Genomic DNA, 17,724 nt, shown 5'->3' on the forward strand with positions numbered 1-17,724 from the left:
GCCGCAGCACATGTCCCGCAGGCTGCCCTCTCGCGCATCGGGGGGGTTCGGGGGGCGTCGTTTTTTTTAATCAGACCCTGGGGGGGCGCCCCCCCACCACCCGGCCCACCGCGAGGTCGTCGACGATCGCAAGCATCCACACGTGCTGCTTCGACCCGTCGCCGTACTGCGCGGTGCCGGTCTTGGCACCGACGATGCCGGGCACGCCCTGCAGCATGTCCGCGCTGCCCTCGGTGACGACGCCGTGCATCAGGTCGCGCAGCACCGCCGCCTCGTCGTCGGCCACCCCCGGCGTCGAGGGCTCCTTCGGGGCCTTCTCCGGCGCCTCCTCGTCGGCCGACGGCGAGGCGGAGGCCTCCTTCTCGTCGCCCGTCTCGTCGCGCACCAGCACGGGCTGCACCCGGTGGCCGGCGGCGACGCTCGCGGCGACCGTCGCCATCCCCAGCGGCGACGCCTGCACCTTGCCCTGGCCGATCATCGACGCCGCGTGCTCGGTGCCGTCCGCCTTCGCGGGCACGGCGCCCAGGAACGCAGGCACGCCCAGCACGGGCGTCGCCACCTCGTCGTCGACCAGCCCGAGGTCGGACGCCGCGGTCGCCAGGTCCGCCTGCGCCACCTTGTCGCGCTGCCCGATCATCGCCGTGTTGCACGAGTGCGCGAACGCCGTGCGCAGCGGCACCTCCCCGGTCGCCGACGCCGGGTAGCCGGGCACGTTGCCGAACGTCCGGCCGTCCACGGTGAGGTGCTCCGGGCAGGCGACCTTCGTGTCCGGGGTGATGCCCGCCCGCTGCATCGCGAGGGCGTCCACCACCTTGAACGTCGACCCCGGCGGGTACTGCCCGAGCGTCGCGGTGGACCAGCCCTCGCTGCCCGGCCCGCTCGCCGCGGCGAGCACCTCGCCGTCCGACGGCCGGATCGCGACGATCGCGCTGGCCGGGTCGACGTCGTCGAGCACGTTCTCCGCGAGCTTCTGGAGGTGCTGGTCGAGGGTGGTGGCCACCGGCGTGCCGTCCACGGCGTCCACGCGGTACAGCTCCCGGCCCTCGTCCGCGTCCTCCTCCGGCTCGCCGTCCAGCCCCACGTCGCCGGCGCCGGCCGGGACCACGCTCACGAGGACGCCCGGGGAGCCGGTGAGCTGGTCGTCGTAGGCGCGCTGCACGCCCGACAGACCCACCACGTCGCCGGCCTGCACCGCGCCGTCGGACTCCTCGATGACCTCCTTGGTCGCCTCGCCGACCCGGCCCAGGATCGGCGACGCGAAGGTGCTCGTCGGACCGAGCTCGAGGGAGTCCTCGACCGCCCGCACGCCGATGATGTCCTGCGCGTCCTCCACCGTGAAGTCCACGCCAGGGTTCTTCTGGCGGATGGTGATCGCCTCGACGAACGCCTTCTCCCCGGCCGCGTCGACGCGCGCGAAGAACTCGTTCGGCTCGAGGCCCACGAGCTGCGCGAGGTCGCGCGCCGCGGACTCCTGGCCGAGCCCCTCGACCGCCGTCTTGTCCACCCCGATGTGCCACACGCCCCGCTCGGTCATCATCGGCTTCCCGTCGCCGTCGAGCAGGTCGCCGCGGTCCGCCTCGAGGGTCTTGACCGTCAGCCGCTCGCCCGGCTCCAGGTCGGGCACCAGCACGTCAGGCCGCCACACCGCGCGCCAGGCCCCCTCGCCGTCGCCGCTCTCCGGCGGCGTGTAGGCGAGGTCGACGTCGGTGCTGTACTTCCACGTGACGGCGCGGCCCACCGGCCACGACCAGTCCAGCGTGGCCACCGCCGTCGTCGAGCCGTCCTTCGTGACCGGCTTGCCGACGTCGGCCACCGTCACCGTGTGCTCGCGCTCGCCCGAGGCGTCCACGAGCGGCTCCAGCACCTGGGTGAGCTGCGTCTGCACGTCGACGGAGCCGGGCGCCTGCAGCGGCAGGTCCTTCACGTCGCCCGCCCGGAGCGCGGCCGCGAGCGCCTCGGCGGCGGGCTCGGCGGACGGCGTGTCGGTCCCGGTGCACGCCACCAGGGACACCCCGACGACAGGTGTCAGCAGGACGGCGAGGGCGAGGCGGTGTCGGCGGCGCACCTTGGCGAGATTATCGGCTCCCTGGCAACCTTGTCGGCATGTCCCCCCGTGTCGCGGTCACGGTCCTGCATAGATTTCGTGGCGCTGCCGTGGCGGGCACGCTGGCGGGCGTGCTGACCGTCGCGGGCACCGTCGTCCCGGCGGGCGACGGGCGCGCCGCGCTCCCCGATCCGCGGCCCGGCGGCGCGCCGCTCCTGAGCCGCACGTGGGCGCCGGGCCACGACCCCGCGGACCCGACGGTGCTGGTGAACAAGACCCACCCCGTGACCCCGGCGGACTGGTCGCCCGACGACCTCGTGCGCCCCGACGTGGCCTCCCTCGGCGAGCACGACCTGCTGCAGGCCGACGCCGCGCGGGCCCTGGAACGCCTCGCCGCCGACGCGGAGGCCGCCACGGGCCACGAGCTCGTCCTCGCCTCCGGCTACCGGTCCGCGGACTACCAGCGGCGGCTGTACGCCCGGTACGTCGACGCGCACGGACGCCGCGCCGCCGACGCCTTCTCCGCGCGCCCGGGGTACTCCGAGCACCAGACGGGCCTCGCCGCCGACGTCGCCGAGGCCGGCACCCCGTACACCGAGTTCGGGCGCACCCGGACCGGGCGCTGGGTGGCCACGCAGGCGTGGCGCCACGGGTTCGTCGTCCGCTACCCGGAGGGCCGGCAGGCCGTGACCGGCTACGCCCCGGAGCCCTGGCACCTGCGCTACGTCGGCACCGGTCTGACCGTCCCGATGCGCCTCGCCGGCACCACCACCCTGGAGGAGGCCTTCGGCGTCGATCCGGCGCCCGACTACGCCTCGGCGAGGTAGCCTCCTCCCGCCGACGCAGCACGGACTGTGCCGAGGTAGAACAGACCGTGCTACACCGGCGCGACGAGGGCGCGGCCGAGGCGCTCGACGGCCTCGGTGAGCACCGCCGTCGACGTCGCGAGGTTGAGCCGCAGCCACCCGGCGCCGCCGGCGCCGAAGCGCACGCCGTCCTCGAGGGCGAGGCGGCCACGTTCCAGGACGAACGCGGCGGCGTCGGCGGCGGGGACCCCGCCGGGCAGGGTGGCGCGCAGGTCGAGCCAGGCGAGGTAGGTGGCGTCGGCGGGCTGGAGCCGCACGGCGGGCGCGTGCTCCGCGAGCAGACGCGCGAGCAGCCCGCGGTTCGCGTGCACGCCCGCGAGGAGGGCGTCCAGCCACGGCCCGCCGTCGCGGTAGGCCGCCGCGTGCGCCAGCACCGCGAGGTGGTTGACGGCGTGGCCCGCCTCCTCGGGGATCCGGCGCAGGTCGTCTGCGGCGTCCGGCCCGCCGAGCGCGACCGCCGCCCGCAGCCCGGCGAGGTGGAAGGCCTTCGACGCCGACTGCACGACGATCGCGCGCTCGGACCCCGCCACGGACAGCAGCGGCACGAACGCGGGCGCGCCGGCGGCCACGCGCTCGAACGTGAAGGGGGCGTGGATCTCGTCGGCCACCACCCGTACCCCGTACCGGTCGGCGAGCGCCAGCACCGCCTCGAGCTCCGCGCGGGTGTGCACGGTGCCGGTGGGGTTGTGCGGGTTGCAGAGCAGCAGCACGGCGCGCCGGCCGGAGCCGGGCCCTGTGCCGTGGGCGGCGGCGCCCGTGACGCGCGCGAAAGCGGCCTCGAGCGTGCCCAGGTCGAGCCGCAGGTCGGCGCCCAGCGGCGCCTCCACGACCTGCCGCCCCTCGTTGCCGGGGAAGCCGTAGAACGGCGGGTACACGGGCGGCGTGACGACGACGGCGTCGCCGGGGGCGGTGAGGACGCGCAGCACCTCGACGATCGCGACCATGACGTCCGGCATCGTGCGGCTGGACGCGACGTCGGGGGCCCAGCCCCACCGCTCTCGCGCGAACGGCCCGAGCGCCTCGGCGTACGCGGTTCCGACGTCGTACCCCGTGTCGCCGAGGGCGAGCGCGGCACGGACGGCGTCGACGACGGGCGGGGCGACGGGCGTGTCCATCTCGGCGACGAACAGCGGCAGCACGTCCGGCGGGTAGGCGCGCCACTTCACGGACGTACGACGGCGCAGGTCGTCGAGGGTGAGCTGCTCCAGAGGGTTGTCGGTCACGGCTCCGGTCTACCAGAGGCGGCCGCGTACTACCTCGGCGCGACGCGTACTACCTCGGCACGGGTCAGGCGGACGGGACCGTCCTCACCACCGGGGCCCACTGCTCCTCGACGAGGGCCGGGCGGTCCTCGTCGGTGTGGCCGGCCCAGCGCCGGGCGTCCTCGATCGTGGCGGCGAGGAGGCCGCGCAGCCGGGCGTCCGTGTCGGGCACGAACGCCTCGCTGATGCCCTGCACCGCGGTGGACACCACGGACGGCGCGGCGTCGCGGACGAACCGCTTGGGCCGCACCCGGGTGCCCTCGCAGAACCGGTAGGCCCACTCGGCCGTCTTCGGCGACGCGGCGAGCGCGTCGGCGCTGGCGGGGTCGAGGGTCCCCTCGGGTCGACCGTCCAGGGCGTCGAGCATGCGCTCCGCGCCGATGATGGCGACGGCCAGCGTCTGCTGCCGGTCGGCGGGCGCGACGGGCAGCGCCGTCTGCGCGGCACGCAGCGCGATCCGCACGTCCCAGCGCGGGTCGCCGCTGGTCAGCCCGATGACGGACGGGATGAGCGGCGCGAGCTGCGGCCGGTTCCCGTCGGAAGTCAGGTCGTTCACGGCACGGGCCAGCATCGCGAGGAGCGGGTGAGTGCACTGCGGATGGTCGCTCCACCGTTCACCGGCCAGGAACGACGCCAGCTCCATGAAGCACGCGCCCTTCTTGGGGTTGCGGTGCTTGCCACGTCCGAGCATCGGCAGCGCGTCGAAGGCGCCTGCAACAGATCCAGCCACGAGTCCACCCCCGTATAGGTCCGGTCTCCCCAGTGTGCGACCGCTGTGACCCAGGTCGCAACGGCTGGCGCGGGCGAAGGCGGGTCCGGCCCCTGCCCCGGGACCCCGCGGCCCCGCCCTGGGGGTACCTCAGACGGCCGAAGGCCCTGGTCACCACGCCGTCTGAGGTACCCCCGACGCCGAAGACGGGGCAGTTGCCCGATCCCCCGCCGGGGGCCTCAGGACGACCGTGGTCACCACGAGATCGGAGAGCCGGCGGTGGCCGGCACGAAGGCCGGGGACACCGGCCGGTGAGGGGACGAGGACATGAACCAGATGACGTCGCGGGACCTGGCCGTCCTGGCCGAGCTGGACTACCGGCGCGAGCGGATGGCCGAGACCTACCAGCGCGGGACGCCGGCGTGGATGCGCACGGTGGGCCGCGCGGTCCGGGACCTGGCCCGCCGGGCACGGTCGCGGGCCGCGGACCGCGAGGCCGTGCAGCGGCTCGGCTCGACGCTCGACGCCGTCGCGGCCCGGACCGACGCCCGCGCGTGGGACCTCCAGGTGACCCGCCGGGCCGACCAGATCGCCCACGGGCTGGACGCGCTGCGCCCGCAGGACGGCGCCGGACGCCGGGCCGCCTGACCGTGGGCGGCACGGGGGCCCGCACCGCGGTCGAGGCGGCCACGGGGCGGGTCGGCGAGCCCGGAAAACCTGGGGCGGGTGTGGGTGCTCGGTGGGACGATCACCTCGTGCGACGTTCCAGCGAGGTGCCCCTGATCGCCCGCCAGGAGGAGGTCACCGCCTTTCGCGGTGCGCTGGAGCGCGCCGCGGAGGGCGAGCCGGGCGTCCTGCTGCTCGGCGGCGACGCCGGGGTGGGCAAGACCCGCCTGGTCACCCACCTCGCCGACGTCGCGCGCGAGGCCGGCGCGCGCGTCGTCGTCGCGCACTGCGTGGACCTGGGCGACGTCGGCATCCCGTACCTGCCGTTCACGGAGGCGCTGACCGAGCTGCGCGGCGTCCCCGCGGTGGCCGAGGTCGTCGCCGCGCGCCCCGCCCTCGCGCGCCTGCTCGACCCGGCGGGCGGTGCGGACGGCGACGCCGACCACGCGGAGCGCCTGCAGCTGCTCGACGGCGTGGCCGGCAGCCTCGCCGCCGCCGGCCGGGCGGGCTCCCCGCTCGTGCTGGTCGTCGAGGACGTGCACTGGGCGGACGAGTCGACGCGCGACGTGCTGCGGTTCGTCGTCGCGCGGATGCGGTCGGAGCACCTCCTGGTCGTCGCGACGTACCGCAGCGACGACCTGCACCGCCGCCACCCCCTGCGCCCCGTCCTCGCGGAGCTGTACCGCCAGCGCCCGGTGGAGCACGTCGAGCTGTCCCCCTTCACCTCCGACGAGCTGCGCGAGTTCACCACCGCCACCCGCGGCGAGCCCCTCGGCGAGGCCGAGTTCGACGCCGTGCGCAGCCGGTCGGACGGCAACGCCTTCTTCGCCGAGGAGTTGCTCGACGCGGGCCAGTCGTCGACCGGCCTGCCGTGGTCCCTGGCCGACGTCCTGCACGCGCGCCTGCAGCGCCTCGACCCGGCCGTGCAGCAGCTCGTGCGGCTCGCCGCCGTCGCCGGGCGCCAGGTGGACGAGGCGCTGCTGCGCGCCGCCGCGGCGCACCTGCGCGGGCTCGACGCGCCGGGCGCGACCGACGCCGCCCTGCGCGAGGCCGTGGCCCAGCAGGTCCTGCGCGTCGAGGGCCAGCACGTCGCGTTCCGGCACGCCCTGGTCGCCGAGGCGCTCGTGCTCGACCTGCTCCCGGGCGAGCGCACCACCATGCACCGCGCGTATCTCGACGCGCTGACGGCGGACCCGCGCCTCGGGAAGGCGGCCAAGCGCGCCCACCACGCGTTGGAGGGGCACGACCTGCCCGCCGCGCTCGTCGCGTCCCGCGACGCCGCCCGCAGCGCCGCGACGATGCTCGCCCCCGCGGAGGAGGCACGGCACCTGGAGCAGGTGCTGTCCCTGTGGGAGTCCGTGCCGGACGCCGCGGAGCTGCTCGGCACCGACCGGGTCGCGGTCGCCCTCGACACCGCGGCCGCGGCCAGCTCCGCGGGCCAGGCGTCGCGCGCGGAGCAGCTCGCGCGGCGCGCCCTCGAGGGCCTCGACGGCGACCCCGAGCGGCAGGCCCGCCTGCGGCACGTGCTGGTGCGCTACGTGCTGGACCTGGAGGACCTGGTCGACGCCCTGGACCAGTCCAGCTCGGCGCTCGACGTGCTGCTGCCCGGCGCCACCGACGCCGGCAGCCCGGCCGCCCTCGCCGACGTCGAGGTGCCCGACGACGCCGCGACGCCCGAGCTGGCGTGGACGCTCGCCGTGCACGCCCGGGTGCTGCTCAACAACGACCGCGACGACGAGGCCGGCGGGTTCGCCCGGCAGGCGGTCGACGTCGCCCGCCGGGCCGACGCGCCCGACGCCGAGGCCGACGCCCTCACGACCCTCGCGATGCTGGAGGTCGGCACGCCGGACACGGCGGCCGACCTGCTCGAGCGTGCCCGGGAGCGCGCCGTCGCCGCGGGCGACCTGCGCACCGAGATGCGCTGCTGGTACAACCTGGCCGCCACCCACTTCTACGCGGGCCACCTCGACCTGTCCGCGCAGGTGCTCGACGCCGGCATGGCGCGCGCCCGGTCGACCGGCGTCACATGGGGCGCGTACGGCCTGGAGATGGTGGACCTCGCGCAGATCCGCGCCTACCTCACGGGCGACCTGTCCCCGTGGCCGGTGCCCGAGGGCGCCCCCGCGAGCGTCGTGCCGTACCTCGCCGCGGGCGGGCTGTACGCGCAGGTCGCGCGCGAGGGCGGGGACGCGATCGGCGCGGCGCAGGACATGCGCGTGCACTGGGGGAGCGACGGGCAGATCGCCCTCATCGCCGGGGGCACCCACGCCGACGCGCTCACGTGGGCCGGCCGCTACGACGAGGCGGTCACGACGGCCGAGGAGGTTGCCACGCACCTGGGCGCCACCTGGTCCGAGTTCTTCCTCGGCCGCATCTGGCTGTCCGCGCTGGCGCTGGCCGCGCTCGCGGAGCACGCGGAGAGCGGCCCCCACGCGGTCGGCCCCGCCCAGGAGCTGCTCGACCGCGGCGACGCCCTCCTCGCCGTCGCGCAGGAGACCGCACGGCGCGGGCGCCCCCGCGGCGGGCGGCTCGGCCCCGAGGGCCGGGCGTGGCTGAGCCGCGCGGCGGCGGAGCACTCCCGGCTGCGGGCCGCGCTCACCGACACCGCGGGCGACCCCGGGCTGTGGGAGGCGACCGTCAAGGAGTTCGACTTCGGCTACCGCTACGAGGTGGCCCGGTCCCGGTTCCGCTGGGCGCAGGCGCTGCGGGCGTTCGGCGACGTGCCGGCGGCCGAGGTGGAGGCGGCCGAGGCGCTCGGCGAGGCCGTCGACATGGGCGCCGCGCCCCTCGCCGACGCGATCCACGCGTGGGGCCGTCGCGCCCGCGTGCCGCTGCCCGGCGGCCGCCGCACGACGTCCGTCCTCACGGAGCGCGAGGAGGAGGTGCTGGTGCTCGTCGCGCAGGGGCTCAGCAACCGTCAGATCGGCGAGCGGCTGTACATCTCCACGAAGACGGTCAGCGTGCACGTGTCGAACCTGCTCGCGAAGCTGGGCGTGTCGGGGCGGGCCGAGGCGGTCGCCGTCGCCCACCGGCGCGGGCTGATCGGCGTCTGACCGATCGAGGTCCATACTGGGCCCGTGCCGGAAGCCCAGGCTGTCGGCTCCCTGTCCGGCCCGTCGCCCGGCCCCGTGCCCGGTCCCGCGTCCGACCGCGTGCCCGGCCCGCCGCCCGGCCCGGCCAACGGTGAGCCCGTCGCAGACGAGGTGTTCGACCGCATCGCGCGGCTCGTGCACCGCCAGCTCGGCGTGCCCGCGGCCGCCGTCGTCATGCTCACCGACGAGGGCGACGTCAAGACGCTGCCGGGCGCCGTCGGCTTCCCGGAGGACGCGCAGCGCAGCCGCCGCCTCGAGCTCCCCCGGCCCCTGACGGCGATCGTCGCGCGCACCCGCACGCCGCTCGTCGTGGGCGACGCCGACGACGACCCGCGGGTGGGCGGCCGGCACAGGATCGGCGGCCTCGTGCTCGCCGCGTACGCCGGGTACCCGATCGAGGACGCCCGCGGCCACGTGGTCGGCGCGCTGTGGGCGGTGTCGTCCGTGCCGCGCACCTGGACCGAGACGGACCTCGCCACCCTCGCCGACCTGTCGGCCGCGGCGTCGGGCGAGCTGCGGCTGCGCGCCGAGCGGGAGCGGGCGCGGCTTGCCGAGCAGGTCGCGTTCCGCGCGCACCGCCGGTCGCGGTTCCTGCTCGGGCTGTCGGAGCGGTTCGCGCGCGTCACCACGCTGGACGAGGTCGAGGACGCCATCGCGCACGTCATCGGCACCGGGACGGGCGCCCGCTGGGTGTCGCTGGCCCTGGTCGACGCCGACCGGCGGCACCTGTCGTTCTTCACCGTGGGGCACCACCACCCGGGCGAGCCGGCGCTGCGCAGCACACGGCTCGACGCGCCCCGGCCCGACACGCACGTCGTCCGCAGCCGGGCCGCCCTGCGGTTCCGCGACCACGCGGAGATGGTCGCGACCTACCCGGAGATGGGCCCCGTGGGGTCCGTGTCGGAGGGCGCGCGGTCGTTCCTGCCGGTGATGTCGAACGGCATGGTCGTGGGCGTCATCGCCTGCGTGTGGGACCAGGCCCGCGAGCACGACGCCGAGACCGCGGCGCTCGAGTCGACGATCAGCCGGTACGTGGCGCTCGCGCTGGAGCGGGTGGCGCTGCTGGAGGCTCGGCGGCGGGTCGCGACCACGCTGCAGGAGTCGATGCTCACCGCGCCGCCCACGGTGGCGCACCTCGACATCGCGACCACCTACGCCCCCGCCGCGCGCACCGACCAGGTGGGCGGCGACTGGTACGACGCGGTGGTGCGCGACGACGGCACGGCGATCGTCATGATCGGCGACGTCGCGGGCCACGACGTGCACGCCGCCGCGCAGATGGGCCAGCTGCGCTCGATGCTCCGCGCGCTCGCGTGGAGCCACGACGAGTCGCCGGCCGGGCTGCTGACCCGCCTCGACAAGGCGAACGCGCGCCTCGGCCCGCGGGCGATGGCGACCGCCGTCGTCGCGCGCCTGGACCGTGACCCCGCGCCGTGCCCGACGGAGGCGCTCGAGGGCGTCCCGCCGGCCGAGCGGCCCGAGCGCGCGTACACGCTCACGTGGTCGGTGGCCGGGCACCCGCCGCCGATGGTGCTGCGGCGCGACGGGCGGGTCGAGCGCCTGTCCGAGACCCCCGACCTGCTGCTGGGCGTGGTGCCCACCACGCCGCGCGTGGACCGCTCCGTCCGCCTCCTGCCGGGCGACACCCTCGTGCTGTACACGGACGGGCTGGTGGAGCGCCGCGGCGTCCCGAGCGACGAGCGGCTGTCCGACCTGGAGACGGTGCTGCGCTCCGCGCACGGCGAGGCCACGTCCGCGGTCCCGCGCGCCCTGGTGCGCGGCCTCGTGGGCGACGCGCAGCGCGACGACGTCGCCGTGCTGGCGCTGCGGGTGCGCGTCCCCGCCCCGTCCGGGCCGCCGTCGTCGGCCGGGCCCGCCAAGGCGGAGCGGCGCGTCGCCGACGACGACCTCAGCGACCTCGGCCCGGCGCGCCGGTGGGTGGACGACGTGCTCGAGTCGTGCGAGGTGTCCGACGAGCAGCGGCGCACCGCGATGCTCCTCACCAGCGAGGTGCTGACCAACGCGCTGGAGCACGGCGAGGGACCGATCACGGCGACGGTCGAGGTGGACGGCCGCCGGCTGCGCGTCGGGGTCCGCGACGGCAGCATCGCCGAGCCGGAGCTGCAGTCCCCCCGGCCGCAGGACCTGTCGGGCCGCGGCGTGCTCTTCCTCGACCGCCTCGCGTCCCGGTGGGGCGTCCAGCTGCACGACGGCTCCGACGCCGTCGGGCGGCACTCCGGCGTCGTCGAGGGCAAGACCGTGTGGTTCGAGATCGACCGCGCGGCCCGGCCGCTCACCGGCACCGTCAAGCGAGTACGCCCGCCGACGCCCGCCACCGGCGCCGTGCCCCTGGTCGAGCGCGTGCTGCGCGACGACCGTCGCTGACCCCTCGCCGTCGCCCCGGGCGACACCCCTCCCGGGTGTCGGCGGTACGACGTACGGTGTGAGACGTGACACACGCCGCCCAGCGCGCCGCCGCGCCGTCCCGACCCGGGGCGACGGCGACCGGCGCCTCCCCCACGTCCGACGGCGAGGGCGAGGACGTCGGCGCCCTGCTCGAGCCGTACCGCCGCGAGCTCACCGGCTACTGCTACCGCATGCTCGGCGGCGCGTTCGAGGCCGACGACGCGGTCCAGGAGACGCTGCTGCGCGCGTGGCGCTCGTACGACCGGTTCGAGGGGCGGTCGTCGCTGCGGTCGTGGCTGTACCGCATCGCGACCAACGTGTGCTTCGACCACCTCGGGTCGTCCAAGCGGCGCGAGCGCCCCATGGGGCTGGGCGGGCCGCAGCCGGCGGAGGAGCAGTACTTCGGCGACGTCCTCGCGGAGGACCGGTGGCTCGAGCCCGTGCCCGACGACGCCGTCCTGCCGCGCGAGGGCGACCCGGCCGACGTCGCGGTGGGCCGCGAGTCCATCCGGCTCGCGTTCGTGGCCGCGCTGCAGCACCTGCCCGCGCGGCAGCGCGCCGTGCTGGTGCTGCGCGAGGTGCTGCGCTGGTCGGCCGCCGAGGTCGCCGCCCTCCTCGACACCACCGTCGCCTCCGTGAACAGCGCGCTCCAGCGCGCCCGCGCCACCCTCGGCAGCAAGGGCCTGCGTCGGGCGGGCGACGACGGCGCCGACGCCCCCGAGCCGGAGTGGGACGAGATCGACCAGACGCTGCTCGAGCGGTACCTGGACGCGTTCGAGCGCTACGACATGGACGCCCTGGTGGCGCTGCTGCACGAGGACGCCGTGCTCAACATGCCGCCCTACACGATGTGGGTGCACGGGCGCTCCGAGGTGATCCGCTGGATGACGGGTCCCGGCTCCGGCTGCGAGGGGTCGCGCTGCGTGCCCGTGCAGGCGAACGGTTCGATGGCGTACGGCCAGTACCGGCGCGACCCCACCGGCGGCTGGTCGCCGTGGGGGCTCGCCGTGCTGGAGGACGACGGCAGCGGCCGGATCACCGGCATCACCACGTTCCTCGACACGGCCACCTGGTTTCCCCGGTTCGGCCTGCCCGACCGGCTGCCCGCCCTCTGACCTGCGGCCCAGCGCGCCCCCCACGCCGCGCTGGGCTACGTTTTCCCGCATGACCACGGACGCCCAGCACCCTGAGGGCGAGCCCGACGAGGTCGACGATTCCGTCCGTCCCGTCCAGCACGACAGCAAGAACCCGCCGCGGTGGCTGCCGCGTGCGCTGGTGATGGTCGTGGTGGCCGTGTTCGTCGCCACCTTCCTCTCGTACGCGTTCGGCCAGCTCGGCGGGCTGGCCGTCAACGTGCTCATCTCCTTCTTCGTCGCACTCGCGCTCGAGCCGATCGTCGTGTGGCTCGTGCGGCACGGGTGGCGGCGCGGGGCGGCCGCGGGCGTCTCGCTGGGCGGGGCGATCGTCGTCGTGCTCGCCGTGTTCGCGCTGTTCGGCAACCTGTTCGTGCAGCAGCTGATCCAGCTCGTCTCGTCGCTGCCCGACCTCTACACGAGCATCCAGCAGGGCATCGAGTCGCGCTGGGACGTCACCGTCCCCGACTCCGACGACCTCGTCGCGCAGGCCCTGGACCAGTGGGGGCAGGACGTCGCGACGGGTGCGATCAGCGTCGGCGTCTCCATCGTGGGAGTCCTGTTCGCGATCACCACGATCCTGCTCATCACGTACTACCTCATGGCCGCGGGCCCCAAGTTCCGCGCCGCCATCTGCGCCTGGCTGCGACCCGACCGGCAGCAGGAGGTGCTGACGCTGTGGGAGATCACGCAGGTGAAGGTCTCCGACTTCATCAGCTCCCGCGTCGTGCTCGCCGCCCTGTCGAGCGTGTTCACGTTCGTCTTCCTCGTGATCGTGCAGACGCCGTACGCGCTGCCGCTCGCCGTGTTCACGGGCGTCGTGTCGCAGTTCGTGCCCACCATCGGCACATACATCGGCGGCGCCCTGCCGGTGGCGGTCGCGCTCGCCGCGCAGGGGCTGCCGCAGGCGATCGCCGTGCTGCTCTTCATCGTCGCGTACCAGCAGGTGGAGAACCTCATCTTCTCCCCGAAGGTCAGCGCCCGGGCGCTGGAGATGAACCCGGCCGTGTCGTTCGTCGGCGTCCTCGGGTTCGGCGCCGTCTTCGGCGCGCTCGGCGCGTTCCTCGCCCTGCCGATCCTCGCGACCGTGCAGGCCCTCGGGAACACCTACCTGCAGCGGCACGAGCTCGTCGACTCGACGCTGCTGCACGACCCCGACCAGCCGTCCGGCCGCGGCGAGGGCGTGTGGTCGTCACGACGACGCCGCAACCTCGAGGCCGGCGAGCGCGCCGCCCGCGAGGCGGAGGCCCGGCGGCGCGACGGCGCGGAGGAGTGAGCATGGACCTCGTCGGCGGGATCGCGCTGGTCGTCGCGGTGGGCGTGGCCGGACAGGTCGCTGCCAAGCGGCTCCGGGTGCCGTCCATCCTGCTGCTGCTCGTGCTGGGCCTCCTCGTGGGCCCCGTGCTCGGGTGGCTCGACCCGGACGAGGTCTTCGGCGACGCTCTCTTCCCGCTGGTCTCGATGGCCGTGGGCCTGCTGCTCTTCGAGGAGTCGCTCAAGCTCGACTTCGGCCGCCTCCGCGGCGGTGCGCGCCGCCCGGTCCTCGGGCTGGTGACCACCGGTGCGCTGCTCACCGGCCTGGGCGCCACGGTGATCACGCACCTGTTCCTCGACCTGTCCTGGGGGCGGGCCGCCGTCATCGGCGCGATCCTCATCGTGTCCGGGCCCACCGTCGTCGGGCCACTGCTCGCGATCATCCGCCCCAAGCAGCCCGCGGAGTCGGTGCTCGCGTTCGAGGGCATCTTCATCGACCCCATCGGGGCGACCGTCGCGCTCGCCGTCGCGAACGTCGTCCTGCACGCCGAGAGCACGAGCCTGCTGCTGACGTCCGCGTGGGGCCTCCTCGTCGGCATCGTCGCGGCAGCGCTGCTCGTGCTGATCATCCGCTTCGGTGGGGTCCCGAAGGAGACGGAGGTCGTGCTCGCGGTCGCGTTCGCCCTCGGCGCCTACGCGCTCGCCGAGGCCGGGCAGGACGAGGCGGGGCTGTTCGCCACCACCGCCCTCGGCGCCGCCCTGGCGAACCAGCGGGTGGCGCGCACCGAGCCGCTGCACGAGTTCGGCACGCACGTCGGGCTGCTGCTCATCGGTTCCTTGTTCGTGGTGCTGTCGGCGCGGATCGACCTGGACGCGCTGGCCCGGTACGCGCTGCCGACCATCGGGATCGTCGCACTGCTGGTGCTGGTGCTGCGGCCGCTCGTGGCGTCGGTCTCCACGCTGGGCACCGGCCTGCCCTGGTCGCAGCGCGCGATGATCGCCTGGATGGCACCGCGCGGCATCGTCGCCGCGTCCACCGCCTCGGTGTTCGCGCTGCGGTTCGAGGACGCCGGCGAGCCGTTCCCCCAGCTGGTGCCGGTGATCTTCGGCGTCGTGCTGCTCACCGCGATCGTGTACGGGTTCACCGGCACGCCCATGGCGAAGCTGCTCGGGGTGCGCTCCGACGACCAGGAGCGGCTGGACGACGACGGCCTGCCGGTGCTCGACCGGACCTCCTGACCGGCCCGCTGCCTACGATGGCGGCATGACCGGTCCGGTGCTGGTGGGCGTGCCCCACGACCGCCACCCCAGCGTGCCCCGGCGTGCCGCCGACCTGGCGGCCGCGCTCGGCACCGAGCTGGTGTGCGTGGCCGTGGACGAGGCGTCCGTGCGCGAGCCGTCCGGGGCCGTGATGCCGGTCGACCCCGACGCAGGCTCCCCCGCCGACGACGGCGGCCTGTCCGACGCCGTCGCCGCCGCCCTGGCCGACAGCCCCGTGCGCTGGCGGCTCGAGCGCGCCGCCGGCGACCCGGCGGCGGAGCTCGCCCGGGTCGCAGCCGTCCACGACGCCGTCCTGATCGTGGTGGGCGCGCGCCGCCCCGGGATGCGGGGCTGGGCCACGCACCTGGTCGGCGGCACCGTCGCCGGGCACCTCGTCCACGACCAGCCGCGGCCGGTGGTCGTGCTGCCCGACCGGCACGCGGGCGACGCGTCGTGACGGCGGGCAGCCCGCCCGCACGCGTACGCCCGGCCCACCGGCGCCCCGGTCCGGTCGCGCTGGTCGCGGCCGGCGGTGCCGTCGGCACCGTCGCCCGGTTCGGGCTGGCGCAGGCATGGCCCGCCGTCGACGGGTGGCCGGTCGCGACGCTCGCCGCCAACGTGCTCGGTGCGTTCGTTCTGGGCTGGCTGCTGGAGTCGCTCGCGGCCCGTGGACCGGAGACGCCCGTCGTGCAGCGGGTACGGCTGGCCGTCGGCACGGGCGTGCTGGGCGGGTTCACCACGTTCTCGTCCCTCGCCCTGGAGACCGAACGGCTGCTGGCTTCGGGATCCGTGGGGCAGGGACTCGCGTACGCCCTCGGCACGCTGGCGCTCGGGTATCTCGCCTGCCTCGCGGGCGTGGTGCTCGGCTCTCGCCGGAGGTCGCGATGAGGGGGCCGCGATGAGCGCCGCCGCGACGCTGCTGCTCGTCGCCGTGGCGGGCGGGCTGGGCGCCGCCGCCCGGTTCGTCGTCGACGGCGCGGTGCGGGCCCGGACGCCCGGCGCCGCGTTCCCGTGGGCCACCGTCGTGGTGAACGTGTCCGGATCGCTGCTCATCGGCCTCGTCACGGGCGTGCTGCTCGGCGCCGGCGACCCTGCCCACCTCGAGTCCTGGCGCCTCGGGGTCGCGACCGGGTTCTGCGGCGGCTACACCACCTTCTCCACGGCGATGGTCGAGACCGTCCGCCTCGCCCGCTCCGGCCGGCCCCGGCTGGCCCTGGCCAACGCCCTCGGCACCATGGCGCTCACGCTGGCGGCCGTCGTCGTCGGCATCGGCCTCGGCGTCCTCCTGGGCCGGCTGCTCTAGGACGTCGTGGGAGCTCGGGGTCGGGGGGCTGTGGCACGCTGACCCGGTGAGCCTCATGCTGCTGGACTCCGCGAGCCTGTACTTCCGCGCCTTCTTCGGCCTGCCCGACTCGCTGCGCTCCCCCGACGGCAAGCCCGTCAACGCGGTGCGCGGCCTGCTGGACATGATCGCGTTCCTCGTCACGGAGCACGGGCCGGACCGGCTCGTGGCGTGCTGGGACGAGGACTGGCGTCCGGCGTTCCGCGTCGAGGCGATCGGGTCGTACAAGGAGCACAGGGTCGCGGCGGTCACGCCCGCCGGGGAGCCCGACGTCGAGGAGGTGCCCGACGCGCTCACGCCGCAGGTCCCCGTGATCGTCGACGTGCTGGCCGCGCTCGGCATCGCCCGCGTCGGGGCACCGGGCTTCGAGGCCGACGACGTCATCGGCACGCTCGTCACCCGCGAGGTGGCGCGCAGCGCGGCGACCGCACTGCCCGTGGCCGGCGCCGTCGGGATGGTGATGCCGGCCAGCGTCGACATCGTCACCGGCGACCGCGACCTGTTCCAGCTCGTCGACGACGCGGCCGGCGTGCGCGTGCTGTACCCGGCGCGCGGCGTGCGCGACCCCGACGTCGTCGACCAGGCGAGGCTCGCGGAGAAGTACGGCGTGCCCAGCGGGCAGGCGTACGCCGACATGGCGACGCTGCGCGGCGACCCGTCCGACGGCCTGCCCGGCGTGCCCGGCATCGGCGAGAAGACGGCGGCCAAGCTGCTCGCCGCGTTCGGCGACCTGGCCGGGCTGCGCGCCGCGGCGGAGCACGGTGCGAAGGGGATCACCCCGACCCAGCGGCAGAAGCTGCTCGACGCCGCCCCCTACCTCGACGTCGCGCCCACGGTGGTGCAGGTCGCGCACGACGCCCCCGTCGGGGAGGTCGACGCGACGCTGCCCCGTGCGGCGAAGGACCCCGAGGCGCTCGACACCCTCGCCGAGCGGTGGGGCATCCGCAGCAGCGTGGACCGCGTGCTCGCGGCCCTCGCCGCCCGCCCCTGAGCCGCACCCCGGCCCGGGCGGGTCAGGGCTGGAAGACGCAGAACTCGTTGCCCTCCGGGTCGCCCATGACGGTCCAGCCGATCTCGTCGTCCTGCGCGCGCACCACCCGCGCGCCGCGGGCGACGAGGTCGTCCACGGTGACGCCGTCGTTCAGGGTCACGTCCCAGTGCCAGCGGTTCTTGACCGTCTTCGGCTCCGGCACGGGGACGAAGTCGAACGACTCGAACGGGACGCCCGCGCCCTCGTCCAGGTAGGCGTAGTCCATGGCGTCGTCCTGGGTGAGCGTGCCACCCAGGAGCCCGTGCCAGAACGCCGCGACCGTCCGGTAGTCCGCGCAGTCCACGACGATGTCCTTGAGCCGGTAGGCCGGCACCTCGTCGGCGGTGAAGACGCAGAGCTCGCCGCCCTCGGGGTCCGCCAGCGTCGTGTAGTGGAACCGACCGGGCTCGCTGAGGCGCGGGAGGTCGGGGAACTCGTCGAGCGACCGGGCGCGCACGTCGGGGTGCACGCGGTGCTTCACCGTCTTCGCCTCCGGCACGGTGTTGACCCAGATCGTCCGCGCCGTCGCGGGGTCGGGGCCCGGGTCGCGCAGGACGACGTCGCCGCCGTCGAGCGGCTCGACCCGCAGCCCGAGGGTCCGCCCCCAGAACTGTCCGAGAGCAGCGGCGTCGACGGCGTCGACGCACAGGTCCTTGAACG

General features: G+C 75.6%; 15 protein-coding genes. 11 read left to right on the top strand and 4 right to left on the bottom strand.

Going from position 1 to position 17,724, the window contains the following annotated elements; genetic code table 11:
• Positions 1-70 precede the first annotated feature (70 nt).
• Positions 71-2,065 (bottom strand): penicillin-binding transpeptidase domain-containing protein, encoded by a 1,995-nt coding sequence (locus tag ACFWEK_RS07675; RefSeq protein ID WP_430553661.1) that lies wholly within the window; start codon positions 2,063-2,065, stop codon positions 71-73.
• 38 nt (positions 2,066-2,103) lie between these two features.
• Here ACFWEK_RS07675 and ACFWEK_RS07680 point away from each other — a divergent pair, with 38 nt between their 5' ends.
• A complete protein-coding gene (locus ACFWEK_RS07680; RefSeq protein WP_430544531.1) occupies positions 2,104-2,871 on the top strand; it encodes a M15 family metallopeptidase in 768 nt (255 codons plus the stop codon).
• A 50-nt stretch (positions 2,872-2,921) separates the two neighbouring features.
• On the opposite strand, the gene ACFWEK_RS07685 is transcribed toward ACFWEK_RS07680, so the two are convergent.
• Both ACFWEK_RS07685 and ACFWEK_RS07690 read right to left on the bottom strand, forming a co-directional pair.
• Positions 2,922-4,133, bottom strand: a complete 1,212-nt coding sequence (locus tag ACFWEK_RS07685; protein WP_430553662.1) for a MalY/PatB family protein — start codon at positions 4,131-4,133, stop codon at positions 2,922-2,924.
• 64 nt (positions 4,134-4,197) lie between these two features.
• On the bottom strand, positions 4,198-4,902 hold the full coding sequence (locus ACFWEK_RS07690; RefSeq protein ID WP_430553663.1) for a hypothetical protein: 705 nt from the start codon (positions 4,900-4,902) through the stop codon (positions 4,198-4,200).
• A 306-nt stretch (positions 4,903-5,208) separates the two neighbouring features.
• Here ACFWEK_RS07690 and ACFWEK_RS07695 point away from each other — a divergent pair, with 306 nt between their 5' ends.
• The 10 genes from ACFWEK_RS07695 (at position 5,209) to ACFWEK_RS07740 (ending at position 17,025) form a co-directional block, all read left to right on the top strand.
• A complete protein-coding gene (locus tag ACFWEK_RS07695; protein ID WP_430544534.1) occupies positions 5,209-5,529 on the top strand; it encodes a hypothetical protein in 321 nt (106 codons plus the stop codon).
• Positions 5,530-5,636: 107 nt separating this feature from the next.
• Positions 5,637-8,600 (top strand): AAA family ATPase, encoded by a 2,964-nt coding sequence (locus ACFWEK_RS07700; protein ID WP_430553664.1) that lies wholly within the window; start codon positions 5,637-5,639, stop codon positions 8,598-8,600.
• A gap of 24 nt (positions 8,601-8,624) precedes the next feature.
• The gene (locus ACFWEK_RS07705; protein WP_430544536.1) at positions 8,625-11,024 is read left to right on the top strand and encodes a SpoIIE family protein phosphatase; all 2,400 of its coding nucleotides are present in this window, start codon (positions 8,625-8,627) and stop codon (positions 11,022-11,024) included.
• Between the two features lie 65 nt (positions 11,025-11,089).
• Positions 11,090-12,160, top strand: coding sequence for a sigma-70 family RNA polymerase sigma factor (locus ACFWEK_RS07710; protein WP_430553665.1), 1,071 nt, complete (start codon positions 11,090-11,092; stop codon positions 12,158-12,160).
• A gap of 49 nt (positions 12,161-12,209) precedes the next feature.
• The gene (locus tag ACFWEK_RS07715) at positions 12,210-13,454 is read left to right on the top strand and encodes an AI-2E family transporter (RefSeq protein WP_430553666.1); all 1,245 of its coding nucleotides are present in this window, start codon (positions 12,210-12,212) and stop codon (positions 13,452-13,454) included.
• Between the two features lie 2 nt (positions 13,455-13,456).
• Positions 13,457-14,671, top strand: coding sequence for a cation:proton antiporter (locus ACFWEK_RS07720; protein WP_430544539.1), 1,215 nt, complete (start codon positions 13,457-13,459; stop codon positions 14,669-14,671).
• A 25-nt stretch (positions 14,672-14,696) separates the two neighbouring features.
• A complete protein-coding gene (locus tag ACFWEK_RS07725) occupies positions 14,697-15,149 on the top strand; it encodes a universal stress protein (RefSeq protein WP_430553667.1) in 453 nt (150 codons plus the stop codon).
• Entirely contained in the window at positions 15,146-15,580 is a 435-nt protein-coding gene (locus ACFWEK_RS07730; protein WP_430553668.1) for a fluoride efflux transporter FluC, read from the top strand. The genes ACFWEK_RS07725 and ACFWEK_RS07730 overlap by 4 nt, the downstream gene beginning before the upstream one ends.
• Before the next feature lie 10 nt (positions 15,581-15,590).
• Positions 15,591-15,995 (top strand): fluoride efflux transporter FluC, encoded by a 405-nt coding sequence (locus ACFWEK_RS07735; protein WP_430544542.1) that lies wholly within the window; start codon positions 15,591-15,593, stop codon positions 15,993-15,995.
• 55 nt (positions 15,996-16,050) lie between these two features.
• Entirely contained in the window at positions 16,051-17,025 is a 975-nt protein-coding gene (locus tag ACFWEK_RS07740) for a 5'-3' exonuclease H3TH domain-containing protein (RefSeq protein WP_430553670.1), read from the top strand.
• Between the two features lie 22 nt (positions 17,026-17,047).
• On the opposite strand, the gene ACFWEK_RS07745 is transcribed toward ACFWEK_RS07740, so the two are convergent.
• Positions 17,048-17,724: VOC family protein (locus tag ACFWEK_RS07745; RefSeq protein ID WP_430553669.1), on the bottom strand; the 677-nt coding region annotated here is incomplete at its 5' end.

The sequence above is a fragment of the Isoptericola sp. NPDC060257 genome (genome assembly GCF_042726645.1).
Lineage (GTDB): Bacteria > Actinomycetota > Actinomycetes > Actinomycetales > Cellulomonadaceae > Isoptericola > Isoptericola nanjingensis.